Here is a 24,322-nt window from a genome sequence, read left to right as displayed (position 1 = left end):
TTACTAAATTTTTCATCTGACGTTTTTAGCTCTTTTATCACTATTTATTTCTTCATTATGAAGAGACGTCTAATTGCTGCAACTTACGTGTCAGTGTATTGCGTCCCCAGCCAAGTAAGTTGGCGGCTTCTATCTTTTTGCCACCACTATGTTTAAGCGCGGCTATGAGTAGGACTCGTTCAAACTCAGGCGCTGCCATTTGCAAAATATCGGTTTCCCCTTTTTGTAGCGATTGTTCAGCCCAGATCGCCAATGCTTGCTGCCAACTTGAGCTATCAGAAATGGTATGAGCTTGGCTATCTTGACGGTGATTATTGATGGCATCACTGTTTTGCTGTGGATAATTCGAAGGAGTATTTTCGAGTAGCTCTGGTGGTAGGTCTTCAACCATGACGGTATCGCCAGTAGCCATCACGGTTAGCCATAGGCAAACGTTCTCCAGCTGGCGTACATTACCACGCCACTCAAAAGCCTGCATCATTTGTAGTGCCGTAGGATGTAGCGCCTTTGGTGCGGTATCCATTTGCTCTGCAGCGCGCTGCATAAAGTAGATGGTCAATGCAGGAATGTCCTCAGGCCGCGTCCGCAGCGGCGGCAGTGGCAGACGAATGACATTTAGACGATAGAATAGATCCTCACGGAATCGGCCCAGTTTTACCAGCTCTTCTAAATTTTGATGAGTGGCAGCAATGATGCGCACATTTACTTTGACCGGCTGCTGCCCACCCACACGATAAAATTCCCCATTAGCGAGTACTCGTAGCAGACGGGTTTGGGTGCTAAATGGCATGTCACCGATTTCGTCCAAAAACAACGTCCCGCCATCTGCTTGCTCAAAACGACCTTGCCGTGTCGTTGTCGCTCCAGTGAAAGCGCCTTTTTCGTGACCGAATAACTCAGACTCAATCAAATCATGCGGAATGGCGGCCATGTTTAGGGCAATAAAAGACTGCTGTTTACGAGGAGAGTGCTGATGTAAAGCGCTGGCGACCAGCTCTTTACCTGTCCCTGACTCTCCTGTGATTAGCACGGTAATAGGTGAGTGAGCCAGTCTGCCAATAGCACGAAATACGGTCTGCATGGCTTGTGATTGACCAATGATGCCACTGGGATTATCGTTAGCTTTGCTTTCGGTTTTAATGGCAGCTTTATTATTGTTAGGCTTACTGGTCGGTTTGTTGGTAGTAGATTTATGGGTTTTGCTTACTGGATTGGCTTTGCTGATAGGTGTGGTTTTGGTGTTATTTAATGTCGAATTATTGTCAGATGACATATTGGTGGTTATATGAGTTTTAGGCTCAGCTATGTCATTTTTCACAACCATATTTGGCTGATAATTAATGGCTTTATAAATGGTTGCGACCGCATCATCCAAATCAAAGGGTTTCGGCAGATATTCGAATGCGCCCGTCTGATAGCTATTAATAGCAGAGGTGAGGTCAGAATGCGCGGTCATGATGACAATTGGCAGCTTAGGGAAATGCTGATTTACCCAATCACTAAAGGACAAACCATCCATCATCGGCATACGAATATCGGTCAATATCACATCTGGTAATCGTTCGGCTGACTCTTGCTGTTGTAAAATGTCATTGAGGCGCGTCCATGCTGCCTGCGCTTGCGCAAAACTAATAACGGTCAATCCCGCATCTTCAAAAGTATCAGCCAGTACCATTCGTAATGCAGCGTCATCATCGATGAGCCACAAAGTAGCCGAGCTATCATTAGGGTCATTATTAACCGTTACTTTTATGGTCGGGTCAGTTAGTGTGTGACCGTTCGATACTTGATGATCGCTTTTAGGATTATTCTTGTCGTTATATTGAGTCATGTATCAGGCCTAATGAGCAATGAGTTGGTTCAGGTTTATGAGGTAGAAATTTACGGCTTAGCAATTTTACATATCCACATTGTTTATGATTCAATGACTGGCTGGTTAAACGGCAGATATAGCGTAAAACGTGTCTGATTATGATTAAGGTTGTCTTTGACACTGTGGCTAGGGTTTTGCGATTGAGTGGAGCTGACATCAATCATACCATGATGATGGCTAATGATATCTTGCACAATGGATAATCCAAGGCCAGTCCCTGCCGCACGACTGGTCACCATGGGAAAAAATATTTGTCCGATGAGGGCAGGATCAATCCCTGAGCCATTATCGGTAATATTAACTTGCAGGACTTGTTTGTGTTGTTGCCCACTGATGGTGTGTTGAAAAGCCACTCGTGTTTGAATATGTAGCGTCGGCTGGTAGTTGGAGTCGCCGTCATCACCCTCACTGTCCGTCTGTGATATAGCAAATTGTACCGTATTAGATTCGGATAATTCTTTTTGTTTGAGCATTTGTGCAAACTCAGTCATCGATTCACAAGCGTTATTAATGAGGTTCAAAAACACTTGAATCAATTGGTCTTTGTCTGCACTTAGCTCCGGCAACGACAAATCATAATCGCGCTGTAACGTCACTTGTGGATGCTGATTAAGTACCAAGGTTAGCACATGCTCCAGTGGCTCATGAATATTAAGCGTTTGCCAATTTGGCAGTTGGTTGGAGCCAAGGAATTGTCCAATAAGATGGGTTAAGCGATCCGTCTCTGAGATTATGATATCGGTATAGTTTCGGAGTTTTATAGCGATTTTTTGCGGGCTTTCATCATTATTCAATACAGATTTTGGATTGGCTATAATTCCAAAAGATTGAGAGTTAAGAGTAGTCGTGTCACTGAATTTGATAAATTTCCGTTGTAATAATTGTGCGGCTCCGCGAATACCAGCCAGCGGATTTTTGATTTCATGAGCGACCGAGCGTAGCATGTGACGGGCGACGCCATATTGTTGCTGCTGACGTTGTTCTTCTGAGATGCGACTTTGGCGATCTTTACCCCACATCTCAATGATAAAATAAGCCTGCTGCTCGTAGATGACAGGCGTCACGCTATAGTCGATTGAGAGAGGCAAATTGCCATTCAATGGCGTATTTATGATGTGATCATGATCAATGAACGGCTGCTGATATTGCTTTGCTTGACTAAAACGTTCAGCCAAAGAATAAGTTTGCTCTTTTTTATCGTCATTATGGGTAGTCGTGCTGTCTTTTAATTCCTCGGGTGCAAGCAGGGTCAATATAGACTGATTGAGTAACCTGCCGCTGCTGATAGCGAGTAATTGTTCAGCTTGGGTGTTCAACCAAGTGATGGAGAGTGAATCATCGACCCATAATATAGCTGTGAACAAATGCTGCGATATAAATGCTAGGTCAGGGGTTGGTTTTTTGGTTATTGAATCAGCTGTCATGAATAATACCTAGAATAAAAAGGTGCTCGATATAATATTTAACCACAAATCAACGCTATAGAGCGGCAAAACTGGCGATTTTTGCAAAAAAAACGTACAATGCGCACAGCCATTTTTCTCTAGCAAGGTCAGCCATGCCTAAAACTTCTATCGAGTCGATCAATACGACTGTTACCACCTCACCGTCAGTTTCTACGCCAACAGCTTCTATGTCAAAAAACACTGCCACTATTTTTAATCCTGCCAAACCGACAGTAACGCCTGTGCAAAGCTCGGCGGATAGTGCCCAGCCTTATCATCATAAAGCCAATCATAACCAAAACCGTAGCATTGAACAAAGCAGCAATGTGGTTTCAGCCACTTCAGCAGCGACTGCTAATGCACCCGTTAACACAGCGCCAAAGATTGGTTTTGTGTCATTAGGTTGTCCAAAAGCATTGGTGGATAGTGAGCGTATTATCACGGAACTCAGCCGTGATGGCTATCAAGTTGCTAGCGATTATGAAGGCGCAGACCTTGTCGTGGTCAACACCTGCGGTTTTATTGAGTCAGCGGTACAAGAGTCGCTCGATGCAATCGGTGAGGCTATTAGCAAAAACGGTAAAGTGATTGTCACCGGTTGTTTGGGTAAAGAAGCGGACAAAATCCGTGCGATGCACCCAGCAGTGCTCGCAGTGACTGGCGCTCATGCTTATGATGAAGTAATTACGGCGGTTGCGCAGCATGTGCCTAAGCCAAACCGCAGTTTGGATGCCAACTACGACCCAAAAATAGACCTGATTAATGAGGCGGGTATTAAATTAACGCCAAGTCATTATGCGTATCTAAAAATCTCTGAAGGTTGTAACCATCGTTGTACTTTTTGCATTATTCCAAGTTTACGCGGTGACTTGGTCTCGCGTCCGATTGATAGTGTCATGAATGAAGCGATGGCGCTCAAAAACGCTGGCGTGAAAGAATTGCTGATTATCTCGCAAGATACTTCTGCTTATGGGCTGGATTTAAAGTATAAAACCAGCTTTTGGAACGGTATGCCGCTGAAGTCGAAGTTTTATGACCTGTGCCAAGCATTGAATGACTTGGGTATTTGGGTGCGTCTACATTATGTTTATCCATATCCGCACGTCGATAAAGTCGTTGAATTGATGGGTGAGAAGAAGCTGCTACCTTATTTGGACATACCATTTCAACATGCCAGCCATCGCATTCTAAAAGCCATGAAGCGTCCGGCACACAGCGAAAACACCTTGGCGCGGATCAAAGCGTGGCGTGAGATTTGCCCTGATATCGTCATTCGTTCGACCTTTGTCGTGGGCTTTCCTGGTGAGACAGAAGAGGATTTCCAGTGCTTGCTAGACTGGTTGGTCGAAGCGCGTCTTGATCGCGTTGGTGCATTTACTTATTCAGAAGTTGAAGGCGCGGTCGCCAATGATTTGCCAGATCATGTCCCTGAAGAGGTCAAGCAAGAACGCTATGAGCGTTTCATGGCGCTACAACAAGAGATCTCAGCGCAAAAACTACAAGAGAAAGTCGGTAAAACCTTAACGGTATTGGTTGACGAAATTGATAGCGATGAAGGTATTGCGATTTGCCGTAGTTACGCGGATGCGCCAGAGATTGACGGTCATGTCTATGTTGATGATATTACCGCTCAAGTAAAAATTGGGCAGTTTTTAACGGTCACTATTGATGATGCTAGCGAATATGATTTATTTGCCAGTTATAAAGGTTAAAAAGCCGTAACGATTTAAGCGTGAAAATTGCCCAACAGCGGGCAGTTTTTGCTACAATTAGCGCAATTTAGCCTTTTTAATACGCCTCATATGCAGTGGGGCGATACGGCCAAACGCTATTTGTGTTTTACCAATGACTTTAATTATAATTTAATGCTAACAAGGTGACCTCATGTCTGACAAAAACCCGCGTTACTCTCGTATCTTGTTGAAACTATCAGGTGAAGCTTTAGCTGGCAGCAAAGACATGGGTATTGATACCGAAGTACTCGATAAAATGAGCTTGTCTATCGCCCACTTGCGCGGTCTTGGTGTGCAAGTCGGTATCGTCGTTGGTGGTGGTAACTTATATCGCGGCGCGCAGTTACAAAAAGAAGGCTTGGTTGGTCGAGTCACTGGCGATCAGATGGGTATGCTTGCAACCGTTATGAACGGGCTTGCCATGCGTGATGCGCTTGAGCGCCGTAATATTAAAACGCGCTTGATGTCAGCATTACCAATCGGTGAGGTGACCGAAAGCTATAGCAGCCGTAACGCGATTCGTTATCTTAAAAACGGTGAAGTGTGTATCTTTGTCGCGGGCACGGGTAACCCATTCTTTACCACAGATACAGCTGCTTGCTTGCGCGGTATCGAAATTGAAGCAGGCTTGATTTTGAAAGCGACCAAAGTAGATGGTGTTTATGACAAAGACCCAAGCCTACATTCTGATGCGGTCAAATATGACGGTTTAACGTTTGATGAAGTCTTAGAGCAAAAACTGGGTGTCATGGATTTAACCGCTATTGCATTATGCCGTGAGCATAATGTACCGCTACAAGTTTTTGATATGACCAAGCCTAACGCCTTACTAAATGTCATTATGGGCGAAAATGAAGGCACGCGCGTTTTTCATTAATATAGCAAGCGTTGGCATAACTATTATATGAAGTGACAATTTATATAATAGTAAATACCTTAATAACTTTTTATAACTAACAATAATGAATGATTTGTCGGTAGCGATAAATAAGGACACATAATGATTACAGAGATTAAGCAAGACGGCGAAGCGCGTATGCAAAAAACGTTGGAAGCGCTTGAGAACACCTTTAGCAAAGTCCGTACAGGACGCGCGCATCCAGGTATGTTGTCGGGTGTGATGGTCAGCTACTACGGTTCTGCTACGCCATTGAACCAAGTGGCCAGTGTGAACGTTGAAGACTCACGTACGCTACTGGTGCAGCCATTTGACCGTACGATGGTTCAAGCAGTTGACAAGGCCATTCGCGAAGCGGATCTGGGTCTGAATCCGATGACTGCTGACGTCATTCGTGTACCGATGCCAGCGTTGACAGAAGAGACGCGTCGCGATATGCAAAAGCTTGCTCGCGGAGAAGCTGAGGGTAGCCGCGTGTCTATCCGTAATATCCGCCGTGATATGATGAATGACATCAAAGAGTTGGCGAAAGAAAAAGAGATATCAGAAGACGATGAGCGCCGTGCCAGCGATGATATTCAAAAAATTACTGACAAGTATATCGAAACCATCGATAGCCGTCTGAGCAAAAAAGAAAGCGATTTGATGAGTGTTTAAACACTGACCATCTTGTCGTTTATGGCAATAACCCGTTAAATCACATCTCTAACGTTAAGCAGCCAATGTGCCAGTGCTATTGGCTGCTTATTATTATGTACACTAGGGTATATCTCATAAACCATATTTTGTAAACGATAGAAAGTCTAACGACGAGTTTATGATAAGTTTGTGAATTAGATGTATTGTGCTTTTTAACCGCCACAGCGCACGTTATTATTACCTTAACTCAACAATAAGCAAGTTTGCCTATGTCCGCTTCAACATTTTTGGCTTCTGATCTTCTTCCGCGTCATATTGCTGTCATTATGGATGGTAATAATCGCTATGGTAAAGCCAATGACTTAGGAAAAGGTCAAGGGCATGTGGCTGGCAAAGAGGCGTTAGACCCTATTGTCGAGTACTGTGTCCATGCCGGTATCGAAGTATTAACAGTTTTTGCTTTTTCTAGTGAAAATTGGCAACGCCCGCCGAGTGAGGTGGCTCTATTGATGCAACTGTTGGCATCGACTATTTATGAGCAAATACCGCGTATGAATGAGTACCGTATTCGCTTGCGTTTTATTGGTGATCGCAGTCAACTTAGTGATGATTTGCAAGCATTGATGATAGATGCAGAAGAGAAAACGGCAACATTTGAAGCCATGACATTGGTCATTGCCATCAGCTACGGTGGACAATGGGACATCGCCCATGCAGCAAAACAATTAGCACAGCAAGTACAAGCAGGGCAATTGCGTGCTGAAGAGATTAATGAGGACATGCTTGGCAAATACGTCCAGTTAGCAGATGCGCCAGCCGTAGATATGTTGATACGTACAGGCGGTGACCATCGAATTTCTAATTTTTTGTTGTGGCAATCAGCCTATGCGGAGCTGTTCTTTACCCAAACGTTATGGCCAAATTTTGGAGCAGATGAGCTGGCAATGATGGTAACGGATTTCGCTCAGCGTCAGCGCCGCTTTGGCAAAACCAGCGAACAGATGGTGACATAGCAGTAGACGCATGAACATAGCGACTGTTTCAGGCGTTTGTTCTATATCTTACAAAGTAAGTATGCTATCAGTAGTTAATACGCCTTGTTTGTGAAATAATTAACCGCTTTAATGAGTGTTAATTGCTATTAGAGAGCTATTGTAGATTGGCTGTTATAATCCACTTTTGGTCATACGTTCTTCATTATTATAAGGCTCAATAAGTATGTGGCAACGAATTAAGACGGCAATTATTCTCGTTATTATCGTTGGTATTGCAATGTTTGCGAGCCAAACTCCTATATTATTTGCACCATTGTTAGCCATTGGTGTCATTATTGCCGCTCATGAATGGACAAAGCTGATGCCAACATGGCGTCAGCCTCCCGTATTTGTATTATTGGTATTGATACTGACATCGGTATCATTACTTTTTAAAGTTACTTGGTTGTTTTGGTGGATTGCTTCAATTGCAATATGGCTAATGGCACTGTCTTGGGTAAATGCTTTTCCAACACATACCAATTGGTATGGTAAAAAACTGGCATTGATGGGCGCGGTAATATTGACGGCATCCATTACCGCTATGTTTTATTTGTGGCAACTATCAGCTTGGTGGTTGTTGTATGTGTTCTTATTGGTCTGGTGTGCTGATAGTGGCGCCTATTTTGTTGGACGTAAATTTGGTCGTCGCAAAATGGCCCCAAATGTCTCACCCAATAAGAGTATGGAAGGATTGGCGGGCGGCTTAGTGACTGGTTTGATAGTGGTTGTCGGCATCAGTGTCTTTAAACTACATCTGACAGGCATGCCTTTGATTGCTTTTGTGGCATTGTCTGTGCTAACCATTTTGGCATCAGTACTTGGCGATCTGTTTGAATCAATGCTTAAACGCCGTGCTAAGGTGAAGGACTCGGGAACTATATTGCCTGGACATGGTGGAATACTTGATCGCATTGATTCGCTTTTATCTGCCACGCCGATATTTGCGCTTGGTTTTTGGGCGATACAGCAACTCGGTCTGATAGTCGTCTAAGCTGGCAAGGTGAGCGCGATTATTTTATAGTAGGTGAACTGAGGTATTAGCTGGTATATGCTGATTATTTAGTCTCATCTATTACTATATATCACTGTTTTTTTTCCTTATTTATCCTCTTGTTATTTGTTTTTTATAATATTACTTACAGGCATTGATTGTTATGACGCAACGCATCGCTGTACTAGGCGCGACAGGCTCGATTGGCGATAGCACGTTAGCAATCTTGGCGGCGCATCCTCAGCACTACGAGGTTTACGCTTTGTCGGGCTATCGCCGTTTAGACAAGCTGTTTGCTCTGTGCAAGCAGTTTTTGCCAAGTCGCGTTAACGTACCGACGGCAGCGATTGATGATTTTGCTCAGCGTCTTAGTGCAGCAGGTCTAAATATTGAGGTAGTAGGCGGCTCAGAAGGTCTGGTAGATATTGCCAGCGACTCGCAAACCGATACGGTGGTGGCAGCGATCGTGGGCGCAGCAGGTCTACCGTCTACCTTGGCCGCAGCCCGTGCAGGCAAGCGTATTTTACTTGCCAATAAAGAAGCGTTGGTGATGGCAGGCCAAGTGATGATTAATACAGTCAAAACGCATAACGCTACTTTGTTGCCTCTGGACTCTGAGCACAATGCTATTTTTCAGTGTTTACCACTGGCTATTCAACAAGACAATACTCAGATTCATCAGTCAGAACACGGTGTGCGTAAGCTTTGGTTAACAGCCTCTGGTGGACCATTTTTGCAGCAATCATTTACTCAGATGCAGCAAGCAAGCGTCGCTGAAGCGGTCAAGCATCCAAATTGGTCAATGGGACAAAAGATATCAGTCGACTCTGCAACGATGATGAATAAAGGCCTAGAGTTAATTGAAGCTTGCCATTTATTTGATTTGCCTGAAGACAGAATAAATGTGGTGATTCATCCACAAAGTATCATTCACTCAATGGTAGAATATAACGATGGCAGCTTCTTAGCGCAGCTCGGCAGCCCAGACATGAAAACTCCCATCGCGCATGCACTCAGCTACCCTAATCGTATTGATAGCGGCTCAAAACCATTAGATTTGTTTGCACTAAGTGGATTGGAGTTTATTGAACCTGACGTACAAAAATTCGCCTGTCTGCACCTTGCTCGTCAAGCAATGAAAGCAGGTACGCAAGCAACGATCGTACTTAATGCCGCCAATGAGATTGCAGTGGCTGCATTTTTGAATGGGCAAATTCGCTTGACTGATATTGCTGATATCAATGAGCAAGCACTAACAGAGATACAGGTACCGTTATTAAATGAGAGTGCTGATATAGAGGATATATTGGCGATTGATAAAATAGCCCGCCGCCATACCGATGCGCTTGTCACAAAGCTGGCGTGATCGTATCAAAAGCAACTTCATAGAGAACATAGCATGACATTTTTATTAACGCTTCTTGCGGCAATATTTGTCTTAGGCCCACTCGTTGCTTTACATGAGTGGGGTCACTATATCGTGGCGCGTCTTTGCGGCGTTAAGGTGCTGACGTACTCTATCGGTTTTGGCCCCAAGCTCTTTGGTTGGACCAGCAAAAAAAGTGGCATTGACTATCGTATATCAGTGTTACCGCTCGGCGGTTATGTCAAAATGCTTGATGAGCGCGAAGGAAATGTCGCAGAACATGAAAAACATTTAGCCTTCAATCATCAGCATCCGCTCAAAAAAATCGCCATTGCGGCTGCGGGTCCTATCATGAACTTTATCATCGCTATTGCGCTATTTTGGGTATTATTTATGACCCCATCTGAGCAGCTGGCGACCAAAATTGGGCAGGTATTGCCTGATACGCCCGCTGCAATCGCGCAGTTACCCATCGGTGATAAGATTGTCGCGATTGATGGCCATAACGTGCAAACGTGGGAAGGCATTAACTATCGCCTTGCTGGACGTATGGGTGAGACAGACAATGTGAGTATTACCTTGCAGTCAGACACACAAGCCAGTCAGTCGACCAAAACGTATCAAGCGCCAGTGACACAGTTTATGCAAGGTGCGTCGCAAGGTAAAGATGCATTGACCAGCTTTGGTATGCTACCGTGGCAACCTCAGATTGCACCAATAATCGGTGATCTGATGGCTGATGGTGCCGCCAGTCGTCAAGGTCTGCAAAAAGGCGATCGCATTACCGCTATTAATGGCGAAGAAATCAAAGATTGGATCACTGCTACCCGTATCATCCGTGACAGTCCTGAAACGCTGCTTAATTTTACTGTATTACGCGGCGATAAACCTATCCAACTACAGATTATGCCACAAGGTAAAAAAGACAATTTGGGTAACGATTATGGTCAAATTGGTGCTATGGTGTCACAGTCTGAGATTGTTATTCCTGACGCCTATAAAACCACAGTGGTCTATGGTCCTGGTGAATCTTTGATTAAATCATTTGAAAAGACTGAGCAGTTAGCGGTAATGACGGTGAGCTCAATGGGAAAAATGCTGTCAGGTATGATTGGTTTGGACAATTTATCAGGCCCTATTACCATTGCCAAGGTTGCCAAACAAAGCTTTGATATCAGTTGGCAGATGGTATTATCTACCGCAGCTTTGATAAGTTTGAGTCTTGCTGTGCTAAATCTTTTGCCTATTCCGGTATTAGATGGTGGTCATATTGTGTATCATCTCATTGAGCTGATTCGTGGTAAACCTCTATCAGAAGGCGTACAAATGGTCGGGTTAAATATCGGTTTACTCTTGCTGGCAGGTTTCATGGTGTTAGCAATTGGTAATGACATCAGTCGTCTGTTTTGATTCACAAATCAATCATATGATCGGTAAAAGACGATATAATAATGGCTCTACGTCAATTATGCGATGATCGTTAGTATAATAGAACGAATGCTTTATATTAAGATCTCTGTACTAATCGTAATTTTTAGTTTATTTTGTGATGCATTTTATATAAAGTGTCCTGAGTCTCCCATGCATAAAGTTGACGTTTATGCAAAACGGGCTAGACAATATGTGCTTTTTAACTTAACTTAAGCAAGTTTTTTATTGACGGATAGTGTTTATGCGTACGCCTTTATTTATGAGCGCGGCAGGGTTGCCGTTAGTTGTAGCGATGATGAGTATGCCCGTGCATGCTGCAGAATTTGTAGTCACTGACATCGGTTTCAACGGCCTACAACGCCTAACCCCCGATAGCCTCTATCCGGTCCTACCCATTACGGTAGGGGATACGGTTAATGACAGTAATTTGGCGGCCAGTATTAAGGCGCTATATGCGACCGAAAACTTTGCCGATATTCAAAGCCGCGTCGAAGGTGGTCAACTACGATTTGATGTCGTTGAGCGTCCAATGATCGCTGAGGTGAATTTTGAAGGCAATAAGCTCATTCCAAAAGAAGGTCTTGAACAAGGCCTAAAGAATGCAGGTTTGGCTGCTGGTAACGTGCTTAAGCAAGCTACGCTACAGGGCGTCGCCAATGAGCTGCAGCAGCAGTATATAAGCCAAGGTTATTACAACAGTAATATTGAGGTTGACCAAACTGTACTTGATGGCAATCGCGTCAAGTTAGATGTGCGCTTTATCGAAGGCAAGCCCGCCAAAGTCGTCGATATCAATGTTATTGGTAACAAGCACTTCAGTGACGAAGATATTAAAGATGTCTTTGCCGTCAAAGAATCTTCTTGGACACGTCTGTTGTCTAAGTCTGATCGTTATGCCAAAGAAAAATTGGCTGCCAGTTTAGAAAATCTAAAAGCGCTCTATCAAAACGATGGCTATGTACGTTTTGAAGTAGACAATGCGGTCCTTAATATTAGTGAAGACAAAAAGAATGTCTTTATTGAAGTCAGTCTGAGTGAAGGCGAGCAGTATCAATTTGGTGAAGTAAACTTTTTGGGCAAACCGACATTTGATACAAATGAGCTAAAAGAGCTGGTCACTTTTGCCCCTGATGAAAAGTACTCACAAGCCAAGCTAGATGCTACTACGGCAGCACTCAAGAGTCGTTATGGTAATGAAGGTTATTATTTAGCACAGGTCAGACCGGTACCGCGCATCAATGATGAGACGAAAGTAGTTGATATCGATTATTTTATTGACCCTGCACGTCCTATCTATGTTCGCCGTATTAATTTCACTGGTAATATTAAAACGCAAGATGAAGTACTGCGCCGTGAAATGCGTCAATTAGAAGGTTCGCTAGCATCTAGTGAAAAAATCCAGTTGTCACGTACCCGCTTGATGCGTACTGGCTTCTTCAAAGCCGTCAATGTTGATGTAAAACCAGTACCTAATCAACCAGATCAAGTGGATGTTAGCTATACCGTCGAAGAGCAACCTTCTGGTAGCTCAACAATTGCAGCAGGTTACTCGCAAAGTGGTGGTGTTACCTTCCAGTTAGATCTAACGCAAAACAACTTCATGGGTACTGGTAACCGCGTCAAAGCTGCGCTATCACGCTCAGAAACACGCGACTCTTATAGCTTGGGCTATACTGATCCATACTTTACTGAAAATGGCGTATCACAAGGTCTTAGCGCTTATTATCGTGAGACTAAATTCGATGATAGAAACGTCAGTAACTATGTGACTGACTCTTATGGTGCAACGCTGAATTATAGCTATCCTGTCGATGAAACCAAGCGTGTTAGTGCTGGTCTAAATGTCGATAATACTTCAATACGCGGTGGTCGCTTCCTTGGTGTGTCCAACGTACAGCAAATTATTGATGACGGTGGTACGTTTGAAGACTTCGTTAATGATGACGATTCACTTTCAGGACGTACGGGCTTTAAAAACGATTACAGCACCTATAATTTATTACTTGGCTGGGACTACAGTACGTTGGATCGCCCTGTGTTTCCAACCAAAGGTATGAGCCATACGATAGATGGAACCATCGGTCTTGGTGATGCCAGTTATCAAAAACTCCTTTATACGGGCAACATATATTATCCTTTCTATAAAGATTGGGTTGCTCGTGGTTATACCAAGCTTGGCTATGGTAATGATTTGCCGTTTTATGAAAACTTCTACGCTGGTGGCTATGGTTCGGTACGTGGTTATGAGTCCTCAACGCTTGGGCCAAAATCACAAACCTATTTTGATGCAATCAATGACCCAGCCAATCAAACTTTTTCAGCAGAAGAAGTAGGTGGTAATGCCTTAGTTAGCTTCGGTAGTGAACTCATATTGCCAATGCCATTTAAGGGTGACTGGGCAGATCAAGTCCGTCCAGTGATATTTGCTGAAGGTGGTCAGGTATTTGATACGACTGACAAAGAAGATCGCACCTTTGTTAATCCTAGTACTGGTGTCGATACTGATGTACCATTATTGACGCAAGATAACAAAATGCGCTTTAGTGCAGGGGCAGGCGTGACTTGGTATACACCAATTGGTCCGATCTCACTCAGTTATGCCGTGCCATTTGGTGACAAAGAAGGTGACGAGACTGAAAAAGTGCAGTTCCAGATTGGTAATACTTTCTAATTGAGCCGTCATCGTCCAAATGCATTGCATTAATGATATAAAATTATTTACATGAACGAAGCGTCAATTAAATATCATTGAGTCGCCAAGATGACTTTTCAGCTTGGCGATTGTCTTATTCACCATAATATTAATAGCAACTATGATCACGATTGAGCAACTTATCACTCGAATTGAGCAGCGTCAGCCTATTATTAATAAAGCTGAAATCGATGCTCAACAGTTACGTCAAGAATTTAACAGTGTTGGGAGTTTAATTACTGCCGATCACGAGCAATTAAGCTTTTTAGCGGATCCTCACTATATTTCTAGTCTAGCAAATAGTGATGCAGGAGCCGTGTTGGTCACTGCAGAGTATCGTGACCAAGTACCTGAGGCAGCGGTAGCACTGGTAGTCGCGAACCCGTATTTAGCTTATGCTGGTGCCAGTCAGCTGTTTGCGCGTGAATCATTGTTTAATGGGATTCATCCTAGCGCTGTGATTGCTGATAGTGCAGTGATTGGCGATCAAGTCAATATTGGCCCTTTTTGTGTGATCGGTGATAATGTGCAGATTGGTCCACGAAGCTCACTTGATGCTCACGTGGTTATCGAGGCAAATACTGTCATCGGACATGATTGTGTTATCAAGTCGCAAGTGGTGATTGGGCATGATTGTTTGATCGGTAATCATGTGAGATTGCATGCAGGTGTGAGTGTGGGTGCAGAAGGCTTTGGTTTTGCCCCTACTAGCGATCCTAGCACCACTGGATGGGAACGCATTGCTCAATTAGGACGGGTAGTGATTGGCGACCATGTGCGAATTGGTAGCCAAACCTGTATTGATCGCGGTGCCATTGATGATACAGTCATTGGCAATCATGTGATTATCGATAATTTGGTACAAGTTGCCCACAACGTGCATATCGGTGATGGTACGGCTATCGCTGCCCAAACGGGTATCGCTGGCAGTACTATTATAGGTAAACGTTGTATCATTGGTGGCGCTGTCGGTATTACAGGCCATATCAAAATCACAGATGATGTCATTTTATCTGGGATGACAATGGTAACGAAATCGATTAAAACAGCGGGTTCATACTCCTCTGGTACAGCTGCCATGCCGACTGCTAATTGGCGGCGGGCAGCAGTACGTTTTCGCAAGCTCGGTCAAGATTAGCTCAAACATATATAAAACATAAAGATTTAACATACAGCAAGGAAGTGCCATTATGAGCAGCAATGATATAGATAGCCCTATTGATAAAGATGTTAAAAGCTTGGCTGAGCAAGGTCTCACATTGCCATTAACTTATCATACCCTGAAGCATTACTTGCCACATCGTTATCCTTTTTTATTGGTAGACAAGATCATTGATTGTACGCCGGGTGAGTGTATTACTGGTATTAAGAATGTCACTATCAATGAAGAATTTTTTAATGGTCATTTTCCTGACGAACCAATTATGCCAGGGGTATTGATGGTAGAGTCGATGGCCCAAGTCTCAGGGGTACTAGGGTTTATTAGTGCAGGGTTGACCGCAGAAGATGGTTATTTGTATCTGTTTGCAGGTGTTGATAAAGTTCGTTTTAAGCGCCGAGTTATTCCTGGTGATCAACTAACGATTCGTGCCAAAACAGTCATGCAAAAGCGTGGTATCTATAAGTTTGATTGTACGGTGCATGTTGGAGACGAACTTGCCGCTAGTGCTCAAATAATGATAGCACGTCAAGAACAATAGTAATTGCTTACTGATCTATGCCCATCATTGAATATAACATTGAAAAAGTGTTATTCAAAGTGGGCAACAAAAATGATAATTAATAGTTATATTTGACAGCGGAGCCGTTTTATTTTATCTAATAAGACTAAGCTGGCTGTCTTTGTTTTACTATTTACTTGCATTAAATGATACAAAGGCCCAAATTATGAGTCAGATTCACCCAACAGCACTCATCTCACCGTCCGCTCAGATTGATGAGACTGCTATCATCGGTCCTTATTGCATCGTCGGTGATGAGGTGACCATTGGCGCACATACGGTTTTGCATCGGCATGTTGTTGTAACCAAGTTGACTCGTATTGGCCAATACAATCAGTTCTATCAGTTTGCAAGTATTGGCGAAGACCCGCAGGATTTGAAGTACGCGGGCGAGCGCACGTGGCTTGAAATTGGTGATCATAATACCATTCGCGAGGCCTGTAGCTTACACCGTGGTACAGCACAAGACAGCGAATTGACCAAAATTGGTAGCCATAATTTGCTGATGGTCAATACGCATGTGGCTCATGATTGTGTGATTGGCGATCATAACGTATTGGCCAATAATGTCGGTGTGGCGGGGCATGTTACTATTGGCAATCACACGATTATCGGTGGCAATTCAGGTATTCACCAGTTTTGTACGGTTGATGATTATAGTCTGATTGGTGGTGCAAGTCTTATTCTAAAAGACGTGGCAGCTTTTACTATGGTGTCTGGTAATCCAGCAAAAACGCATGGTCTCAATGTTGAGGGCATGCGTCGCAAAGACTGGACAAAAGAAACTATCGATTTACTGCGTCAAGCTTACCGTACGATTTTTAGATCAGGCTTGACGACTGGCCAAGCGCTTGACGTTCTAAACAATGAGTTGCTACCACAAGAGCCAAAAATTCAATTGCTTATTGATTCACTAGAAAAAAGCGGTCGCGGTGTTGTCCGTTAAAATCATGAAAATATAATATCCAAGGTATATAAATTATTAAAAGTCTATTTGACAAAATTTATTGATTTGAAAATCAAATAACCAAAAGCCATAACCAATCGTTATGGCTTTTTATGTTTATAACTGCTTGACTTTTCTTATCGCTTAGCAGAAACTTCCTAGTTATATACAGTTAGACTCTAGTAACTTATTTTAACCAACCGTCAATTTGTAGTCTTTTTAAGTATCTGTCTTGGTCTGTTGATGGGGCTGATAACTTAAAGGGAATTACCATTAAATTTTAGGAGCGTCGTATGGCAGAGCAAAGGGAAAATTGGTCCAGTAGAACTGGGTTTATTATAGCCGCTGTCGGTTCAGCCGTAGGCTTGGGTAACATATGGCGTTTTCCATATGTGGCTTATGACAACGGTGGTGGGGCATTTATGGTGCCCTACCTTATCGCTTTATTAACCGCAGGTATCCCGCTATTATTTCTAGATTATATTATAGGACATAAATATCGCTCTGCCGCACCTCGTGCTTATAAGAAACTGGCACCTTCTGGTCAATTTGTGGGCTGGTGGCAAACGTTGGTCTCTTTCGTGATTGCGATTTACTACGCAGCTGTCATTGTATGGGCCGGCAGCTACATGTTCTTCTCGTTTGGTCAAAAGTGGGGCGAAGATACCACAAACTTTTTCGTCAGTGACTTCATAAAACATACTGGCGACTTAACGTCGGTATTTGTGCCTCAGATGTTTATAGGTTTGGTCATTGTTTGGGGCGTCTCTATATTGATTATGTTTGGTGGCATCCGTAAAGGTGTTGAACTTGCTAACAAAATTTGTTTGCCATTATTGCTAGTATTATTTGGCGTTATGGTATTTAAAGCAGTTACCCTGCCAGGTGCAGTCATTGGTTTGAACGCCTTCTTTGAGCCAAATTGGACCAAAATGCAAGACCCTAATGTTTGGCTAGCGGCTTATGGTCATGTGTTTTTCTCATTGTCAGTAGGTTTTGGTATCATGGTCACTTATGCCTCATACCTACAGAAAAACACCAATTTAACGGGTGCAGGTTTGGTGGTTGGTTTCGCTAACTCTTCGTTTGAGCTTATTGCTGGTATTGGTATTTTTGCTGCTATTGGTTTCATGGCGATGTCGACAGGTCAGGATGTCTCTGAAGTTGCCAGTGGTGGTGTTGGACTTGCATTCTTTGTCTTCCCTAAAATCATTTCTACCATGGGTGCCAGCGGTGATTTCGTTGGTTTCTTATTCTTTGGCTCGTTAGTCGTGGCTGGTATCAGCTCCTTGATTAGTATTTTAGAAGTACCTATCTCTGCTTTCCAAAGCAAATTCGATTGGTCACGCAAAAAAGCAGTTGGTATCATATGCGGAGCATGTGCGGTCATCTCTATTTCTGCTTTCTCTACTGGTAGCTCATTGGTGCTAGTCGATGTCATTGATCACTTCGCTAATAACATCGGTATCGTTGCTGGTGGTTTGATGTCAATTGTTTTAGTCACTTGGTTTAATCGTCATAAAATTCCAAGCTTACTGGCCCACAGCAATCGTATTTCTAGCGTTAAGTTAGGCGGCGCATGGATATTTATGTTGACCGTTATTACGCCAACTGTACTTACTATCGCTCTAGGTCTTAAGTTTATTGACTTGGTTAAAACACCTTATGAAGGTTACTCTTCAACTATTTTATTATTATTTGGTTGGGGTATCGTCGTATTCTTTGGCTTAGGTGCCTTTATATTAAGTCGTTTGAAGGGTGTCCATGATGAAGAAGATGATAAAGCCCGTGCCATTGCTGATGCGCGCTAGTCGTCAAACCAGATAGTTAGCAGATAGATTAACATTTCAATAGGAATTTATTATGAGCACTTCGGCGATTATTTTTATGATTATCTCAATGGTCCTGATATGGGGTGGCTTGATTGCTGCTATCATACATCTGCGAAACAATCCTGATATTCCAATGGATCAAGTACCAGATGATAACTTTTAAGTTTTAAAGCATTAGATTATTAAAACTTTAGAGTATTGAAGATATTTAGAATATTGAAGACTTTAACGATTATAAAAAAATACCAGTCAGTGAAAACTGACTGGTATTTTTAGGTTTAAATAATCTGAACAAAAAGCAAAATTAATACAGCCTAACGCAAATTAAGCTCAGGAACAGTTTGTCCACGTTTGCTATAAAAATCACTTACAAAGCTATCAAAGTTGTCTTGTTCAATGGCGTCTCTCATACCCTGCATCAAGCGCTGGTAATAACGTAAGTTATGAATGGTCGCCAACTGTGCACCAAGCATCTCTTTACACTTATTAAGATGATATAAATAGGCACGGCTAAAGTTTTGGCAAGTATAACAATCACACTCTGGGTCCAGCGTCCCTTCATCGTTGCGATATTGGCTATTGCGTATGCGTACCACGCCCGCGTTGTCTGTATCGCCTGTGACGAAGTAATGACCATTACGCGCATTACGTGTTGGCATGACACAATCGAACATATCGACACCACGTCGCACCCCTTCAACGAGGTCTTCAGGCTTACCAACACCCATCAGATAGCGTGGCTTATCGGCTGGCATATCATCTGCGATGTAGTCTAGGACATCCATCATCTCATCTTTTGGCTCGCCAACAGACAGGCCACCAATCGCATACCCGTCAAAGCCAATCTCCAGCAGACCTTCAAGTGATTGCTTGCGCAAATCAGGATACATACTGCCTTGAATGATGCCGAATAAGGCATTGGTGCTGCCCAGTTTTTGATGCTCGTCAACACAGCGTTGTCCCCAACGTAGTGATAATTCTAAAGACTTTTTGGCTTCATCATGAGTCGCTGGATAAGGCGTACACTCATCAAATTGCATCACGATGTCAGAGTTGAGACTATACTGAATCTGCATGGATTTTTCTGGTGATAAAAAAACTTTGGCACCATCAATCGGAGATTTGAAATCAACACCTTCTTCGGTGATTTTACGCATCGCGCCAAGACTGAATACTTGGAAACCACCTGAATCGGTCAAGATTGGCTTATCCCAATGCATGAATTTATGCAGACCACCGAATTTATCGATAACTTCTGTACCTGGACGCAACCATAAATGAAAGGTATTGCCTAAAATGATATCAGCGCCGATGGCTTCAATATCACGTGGCAGCATACCTTTGACCGTACCGTAAGTACCGACAGGCATAAAGGCAGGCGTTTGCACGTCGCCATGATTGAGATGAACGGTACCGCGACGTGCACGCGTTTCGCCGCTGGCCGTTTTATGTAAGACAAATTGCATATGATAACCGCTATCTAAGCTATGAAAATGGCGCTAATTATAGCATTATTAGGGATTTTTTTGGACATGGATATTTAATGTCATCGATATATCTGGTCAATGTGCTTTTTATTAATATCACTTTGCCACAACCAAAAGACACAGACAGCACTGGTGACTAGTTGGTAAAGTAGTAACTATGTCGTTGGTAGAATAGAAAGTATGCTAGTGAATTATTGAAGGTTGCTGGATCGCATTTGTAGATGTTGGAGTAATAATATGACCAAAATAATCTACTTATTAATGAGTGGTTTATTCTTTATATCAGGAGCAGCCATGGCTATCGAAGAACCAAACTATAGCGTTTTATCGCAAGTAAATGACTTTGAGTTACGTCGTTATGATGAGCAAATTGTGGCGCAAACTTGGGTAACAGGTGATCAAAAATCTGCCAGTCGCGAAGGATTCAAAATTTTAGCAGACTATATCTTTGGTAATAATACAGCGGCAATTGGCGAGAGTAGTAAGATCAGCATGACGGCGCCTGTGACGATGCAATCTGAAGCAACGCAGCCTGAAAGTAAGAAGGGCAGTGATGATAAATCACAAAAAATTGCAATGACTGCGCCAGTGAGTATACAACAAGCTGATAATAAATGGCTTGTACAGTTCACCATGCCTCACCAATATACGATGGAGACACTGCCTAAACCAAATAACGCGGCGATCACCATCAAAAAAGTGCCGGCGCAAAATTATGGCGTTATAAAATTCTCGGGATTGGCAGGTAGCAAAAAGGTAGCAGAGAATACGAAGAAATTGCAATCTTGGATGCAAGAGCAACAATTAGCAATGACGAGCGCAGCTGAGTTGGCACGTTATAATCCACCATGGACACTACCTTTTATGCGCCGAAATGAAATGATGATTGCCTATCAGCCAAAATAATATCATTGCCAAAACTAAGTCGGCGCTGTCAAACTGACTGAGCTGATGGCTAGGGCGTGTCGTCAATCTGAAAATGGTGATAAAAATAAGATAAATGGCAGCCAAACAAGGAAAATAGTGCAGATAATATCGAGATATTGACTAGCTATTTGACATAGTTTGGCAAGATTTAGCTATTTTTAGCCCATTTAGTCGCTTTTGTTTAGATTAAGGACACGCCCTAATATAGTCGATTCACTTTAAATCGGATACAGTGATGCTGGGGTAGATTTTTTGCAGCCTCTGTCATGCTTGCAAGCAGCACGCCAGAAAGATTTATCTCAGTAGCACATAGCTACTAACGTATCGATTTTATTTCGAGCTGACTATATATCTAAGATTCACCCGCATTTCTTATCTTTGGTTTTACTCAGCCAATAAAAAAGACAGCGATTGCTGTCTTTTTTATATTAAGTCTTAAAAGGTCTAAGGTTAGCTATTTTGCTTACGGATGATATTTAGCATACGGCGTAATGGCTCAGCTGCACCCCACAGTAACTGATCGCCAACGGTAAATGCGCCTAAATATTCAGGCCCCATATTAAGCTTACGCAAGCGCCCTAGTGCAACCGTCAGAGTACCTGTCACGGCCACTGGTGTTAAGCGGTTTATGGCAGCTTCTTTGTCATCTTCGACCAGATCTAACCATTCGTTACCGCTGTTTTTAAGGGCAGCCTCGATTTCCTCTAAAGGAATGTCTTTTTTTAGCTTGATGGTTAGACCTTGAGCATGACAGCGCATCGCTCCAATGCGTACACACATGCCGTCGATAGGAATCGTATTGGCTTCGGAGTTACCTAAGATTTTGTTGGTTTCAACGCCGCCTTTCCATTCCTCTTTTGACTGTTTATTTTCTAATTGTGCGTCGATATAAGGGATTAAACTACCAGCCAATGGCACGCCAAAGTATTGCGTAGGAAAGTCAGCTGAGCGCTGGGTTTGAGCAATTTTTTTGTCAATATCTAGGATAGCGCTAGCAGGATCAGCCAGCTCATCTCGGACAGCGTCATGCAATACACCCATACCACTGATCAACTCACGCATATTGTTGGCACCAGAGCCGCTTGCTGCTTGATAAGTCATTACGCTGACCCATTCTACCCAGCCTCTATTAAATAGCTCACCAATTGCCATTAGCATCAATGACACAGTACAGTTGCCACCGATAAAGTCTTTTTTGCCATTGGCTAGAGCATCATCGATGACTGTGCGATTGACTGGATCAAGAATGATGATGCTTTCATCTTCCATACGTAAAGTGCTTGCTGCATCAATCCAATAGCCATGCCAACCACTATCACGTAGTGGCTGATGAACTTTTGAGGTATAGTCGCCACCTTGGCAAGTAATAATCACATCGCAAGCAGCGAGTGCGTCAATATCATGAGCGTCTTTTAGTTGGCTGGTCTGAATACCATCAAAGTTTGGGGCATTACCACCTGCGTTGCTGGTCGAAAAAAACACGGGTGTGATACCCTCGAAGTCTTTTTCTTCAATCATACGTTGTATCAATACTGAGCCAACCATGCCGCGCCAGCCTACCAAGCCTACTGTTAAATCACTCATGAAATCTAATCCTATTTACCATTATTTATTGCATTGCCAGCCGATAACAATGCCGTGAATGGCTATAAAAAGCAAGACGTTTCGACTGTTTTTAGTCTTTTTTTATACAATAATAACTGTGTTCATTATAACTTTAAGTTATTAACATTCTGCCGATACTTGATATGCTTAGATATGGATATCTTATAGCGTTTGACATAAAGAGGTATTGGGCGAGGTCCTGGCTATGATAAATGGGATAGAATTGTAACGTTTTACCGAACTTATCGCATAATTAATACTCAATTGGTAGGCGAAAATCTCACTAAATGCTAAAGTAAGCACTAATTTTAGCTCAGCGAATAGCATCCTAGCCCTTATCATTAGGCTTAAGATGAATGTCTTTATTGGTTCAATTATTATTTTAATAAACGGTTAATACATACTATGGATCTCTCACTATTATATGACAGCGTACAGTGGCTAGCAGGATTCATCGCATTTGTAACGATTTGGGGCTGGATACCACTCGATAATTGGTGGGTACGCGGTGTTGAGTTTCCACGCATTCAGATAATGGTGCTTGGGATCATTGCTTGGATTGGCATGGTTGTATTTTGGTCAGAGTGGCAGTTAGGGCAGTGGCTATTGTTTGTATTGTTGAGCATTGCTTTGGCGTTCCAACTTAGAATGATATTGCCTTATACCAAGCTGTGGAAAAAAGAAGTTCAACAAGCAAAAAATACGCCAGACGCAAAGTCACATCAGCTCAAAATTATGGTCTCAAATGTTTTGACACCCAATGATGAGACACAGAAACTGGTCGATTTGGTTGAGCAAAGACAGCCTGATATTTTAATTACTTTGGAAAGTGATAAAAAATGGGAAGCAGCCCTGCATCAAATAGAACCTGATTATCCCTATACTGTAAAAGTGCCATTGGATAATTTGTATGGCATGCATTTATACTCTAAGCTTGAGTTGATTGATCCTGAAGTCAAATATTTGATGATTGACGACATACCCTCTATTCATACGCAATTACGTCTGCAAAGTGGCCGTGTGATTTGGTTATACTGCTTACATCCCATGCCGCCCAGTCCGACAGAAGCGGACAAGTCGACGACCCGTGATGCCGAGTTATTGTTGGTTGGTAAACATATAAAAGAGAGTGATCAAACAGCAATATTGGCAGGTGATCTCAATGATGTGGCATGGTCGAAGACAACCCGTCGTTTTCAACGTATTTCAGGATTATTAGATCCACGTATTGGTCGGCATTTTATCAATACCTTCCATGCCAAGTATCCATTTTTACGCTGGGCATTGGATCATATTTTCCATAGCGCTTGCTTTACTGTGGTTGATATTCGACGTATGCCTTCTGTCGGTTCAGATCATTTTCCTGTCATGACTACCTTGCAATACGAGCCAGAAGCCGCGAGTGATCAAGAGCAAAATGCGCCGACCGCTGAAGCAGAAGATATCAACGAGACGAACAACAAAATAGAAGAGGGTAAAAAAGAGGGAGAGAAAGTCTCAAAAGAGCGTGCAGAAGATCGTGCAAAAGCGCGTGTAAAAGAGCAAAGAAGTCTGGGTAGTGAGGTGCTAAAGCAATGACTTATAACATTATGAAACTCTCTACAGAGATGTAAGCATATGCTTACGTTAAATAAGGTCTTTAGCCTCTAGTCGCATCAAAGTGATTGCCCTACAATAAGGCCATCAACACAAGGTTAGG

The 24,322-nt window shown here is 42.9% G+C and carries 19 protein-coding genes; 15 read left to right on the top strand and 4 right to left on the bottom strand.

Annotation, left to right across the window (positions count from 1 at the left end; translation table 11 throughout):
• Positions 1-55 precede the first annotated feature (55 nt).
• Together JMX48_RS03990 and JMX48_RS03985 are read right to left on the bottom strand one after the other, a co-directional pair.
• The gene (locus tag JMX48_RS03990) at positions 56-1,831 is read right to left on the bottom strand and encodes a sigma 54-interacting transcriptional regulator (RefSeq protein ID WP_201534575.1); all 1,776 of its coding nucleotides are present in this window, start codon (positions 1,829-1,831) and stop codon (positions 56-58) included.
• A gap of 83 nt (positions 1,832-1,914) precedes the next feature.
• Positions 1,915-3,297 (bottom strand): two-component system sensor histidine kinase NtrB, encoded by a 1,383-nt coding sequence (locus tag JMX48_RS03985; protein WP_201534571.1) that lies wholly within the window; start codon positions 3,295-3,297, stop codon positions 1,915-1,917.
• 134 nt (positions 3,298-3,431) lie between these two features.
• On the opposite strand from JMX48_RS03985, the gene rimO reads away from it, so the two are divergent.
• From rimO to JMX48_RS03920, 13 genes are all read left to right on the top strand, one after another.
• Positions 3,432-5,030 carry a 30S ribosomal protein S12 methylthiotransferase RimO gene (gene rimO / locus JMX48_RS03980; protein WP_201534568.1) on the top strand — a complete coding sequence of 533 codons (1,599 nt, stop codon included), beginning with the start codon at positions 3,432-3,434 and terminating at the stop codon, positions 5,028-5,030.
• 172 nt (positions 5,031-5,202) lie between these two features.
• Positions 5,203-5,928 carry a UMP kinase gene (gene pyrH / locus JMX48_RS03975; protein WP_201534565.1) on the top strand — a complete coding sequence of 242 codons (726 nt, stop codon included), beginning with the start codon at positions 5,203-5,205 and terminating at the stop codon, positions 5,926-5,928.
• 123 nt (positions 5,929-6,051) lie between these two features.
• On the top strand, positions 6,052-6,606 hold the full coding sequence (frr, locus tag JMX48_RS03970; protein WP_201534562.1) for a ribosome recycling factor: 555 nt from the start codon (positions 6,052-6,054) through the stop codon (positions 6,604-6,606).
• Between the two features lie 251 nt (positions 6,607-6,857).
• Complete coding sequence (uppS, locus tag JMX48_RS03965; RefSeq protein WP_201534559.1) at positions 6,858-7,601, top strand: polyprenyl diphosphate synthase; 744 nt, start codon at positions 6,858-6,860, stop codon at positions 7,599-7,601.
• A gap of 205 nt (positions 7,602-7,806) precedes the next feature.
• Entirely contained in the window at positions 7,807-8,616 is an 810-nt protein-coding gene (locus JMX48_RS03960) for a phosphatidate cytidylyltransferase (RefSeq protein WP_201534557.1), read from the top strand.
• A gap of 163 nt (positions 8,617-8,779) precedes the next feature.
• Positions 8,780-9,982 carry a 1-deoxy-D-xylulose-5-phosphate reductoisomerase gene (ispC, locus tag JMX48_RS03955; RefSeq protein ID WP_201534555.1) on the top strand — a complete coding sequence of 401 codons (1,203 nt, stop codon included), beginning with the start codon at positions 8,780-8,782 and terminating at the stop codon, positions 9,980-9,982.
• A 33-nt stretch (positions 9,983-10,015) separates the two neighbouring features.
• On the top strand, positions 10,016-11,392 hold the full coding sequence (gene rseP / locus JMX48_RS03950; protein ID WP_201534553.1) for an RIP metalloprotease RseP: 1,377 nt from the start codon (positions 10,016-10,018) through the stop codon (positions 11,390-11,392).
• Between the two features lie 262 nt (positions 11,393-11,654).
• Positions 11,655-14,084: an outer membrane protein assembly factor BamA gene (gene bamA, locus JMX48_RS03945; RefSeq protein ID WP_201534551.1), complete on the top strand. Its 2,430-nt coding sequence runs from the start codon at positions 11,655-11,657 to the stop codon at positions 14,082-14,084.
• A 142-nt stretch (positions 14,085-14,226) separates the two neighbouring features.
• Positions 14,227-15,243, top strand: coding sequence for a UDP-3-O-(3-hydroxymyristoyl)glucosamine N-acyltransferase (gene lpxD, locus JMX48_RS03940; RefSeq protein WP_201534549.1), 1,017 nt, complete (start codon positions 14,227-14,229; stop codon positions 15,241-15,243).
• A gap of 52 nt (positions 15,244-15,295) precedes the next feature.
• Entirely contained in the window at positions 15,296-15,805 is a 510-nt protein-coding gene (gene fabZ / locus JMX48_RS03935) for a 3-hydroxyacyl-ACP dehydratase FabZ (RefSeq protein WP_227687886.1), read from the top strand.
• Between the two features lie 187 nt (positions 15,806-15,992).
• Positions 15,993-16,772 carry an acyl-ACP--UDP-N-acetylglucosamine O-acyltransferase gene (gene lpxA / locus JMX48_RS03930; protein ID WP_201534547.1) on the top strand — a complete coding sequence of 260 codons (780 nt, stop codon included), beginning with the start codon at positions 15,993-15,995 and terminating at the stop codon, positions 16,770-16,772.
• A gap of 293 nt (positions 16,773-17,065) precedes the next feature.
• Positions 17,066-18,583 (top strand): sodium-dependent transporter, encoded by a 1,518-nt coding sequence (locus JMX48_RS03925; protein WP_201534544.1) that lies wholly within the window; start codon positions 17,066-17,068, stop codon positions 18,581-18,583.
• Positions 18,584-18,635: 52 nt separating this feature from the next.
• Complete coding sequence (locus JMX48_RS03920; RefSeq protein ID WP_201534541.1) at positions 18,636-18,767, top strand: methionine/alanine import family NSS transporter small subunit; 132 nt, start codon at positions 18,636-18,638, stop codon at positions 18,765-18,767.
• A 151-nt stretch (positions 18,768-18,918) separates the two neighbouring features.
• Here the strand turns inward: JMX48_RS03920 and tgt are convergent, their stop codons facing one another.
• Positions 18,919-20,070, bottom strand: coding sequence for a tRNA guanosine(34) transglycosylase Tgt (gene tgt / locus JMX48_RS03915; RefSeq protein ID WP_201534538.1), 1,152 nt, complete (start codon positions 20,068-20,070; stop codon positions 18,919-18,921).
• 258 nt (positions 20,071-20,328) lie between these two features.
• Between tgt and JMX48_RS03910 the strand changes: the two genes are divergently transcribed.
• A complete protein-coding gene (locus tag JMX48_RS03910) occupies positions 20,329-20,997 on the top strand; it encodes an SOUL family heme-binding protein (protein WP_201534535.1) in 669 nt (222 codons plus the stop codon).
• Positions 20,998-21,468: 471 nt separating this feature from the next.
• Here the strand turns inward: JMX48_RS03910 and asd are convergent, their stop codons facing one another.
• A complete protein-coding gene (asd, locus tag JMX48_RS03905) occupies positions 21,469-22,602 on the bottom strand; it encodes an aspartate-semialdehyde dehydrogenase (RefSeq protein ID WP_201534532.1) in 1,134 nt (377 codons plus the stop codon).
• Between the two features lie 426 nt (positions 22,603-23,028).
• Here asd and JMX48_RS03900 point away from each other — a divergent pair, with 426 nt between their 5' ends.
• Positions 23,029-24,201: an endonuclease/exonuclease/phosphatase family protein gene (locus JMX48_RS03900; protein WP_201534529.1), complete on the top strand. Its 1,173-nt coding sequence runs from the start codon at positions 23,029-23,031 to the stop codon at positions 24,199-24,201.
• The last annotated feature ends 121 nt before the right edge of the window (positions 24,202-24,322 follow it).

Source organism: Psychrobacter immobilis, assembly GCF_904846225.1.
In the GTDB taxonomy this organism is placed as follows: domain Bacteria; phylum Pseudomonadota; class Gammaproteobacteria; order Pseudomonadales; family Moraxellaceae; genus Psychrobacter; species Psychrobacter immobilis_F.
Note: the sequence above shows the minus strand (reverse complement) of the source record. Positions and strands in the feature narration are given on the sequence as shown.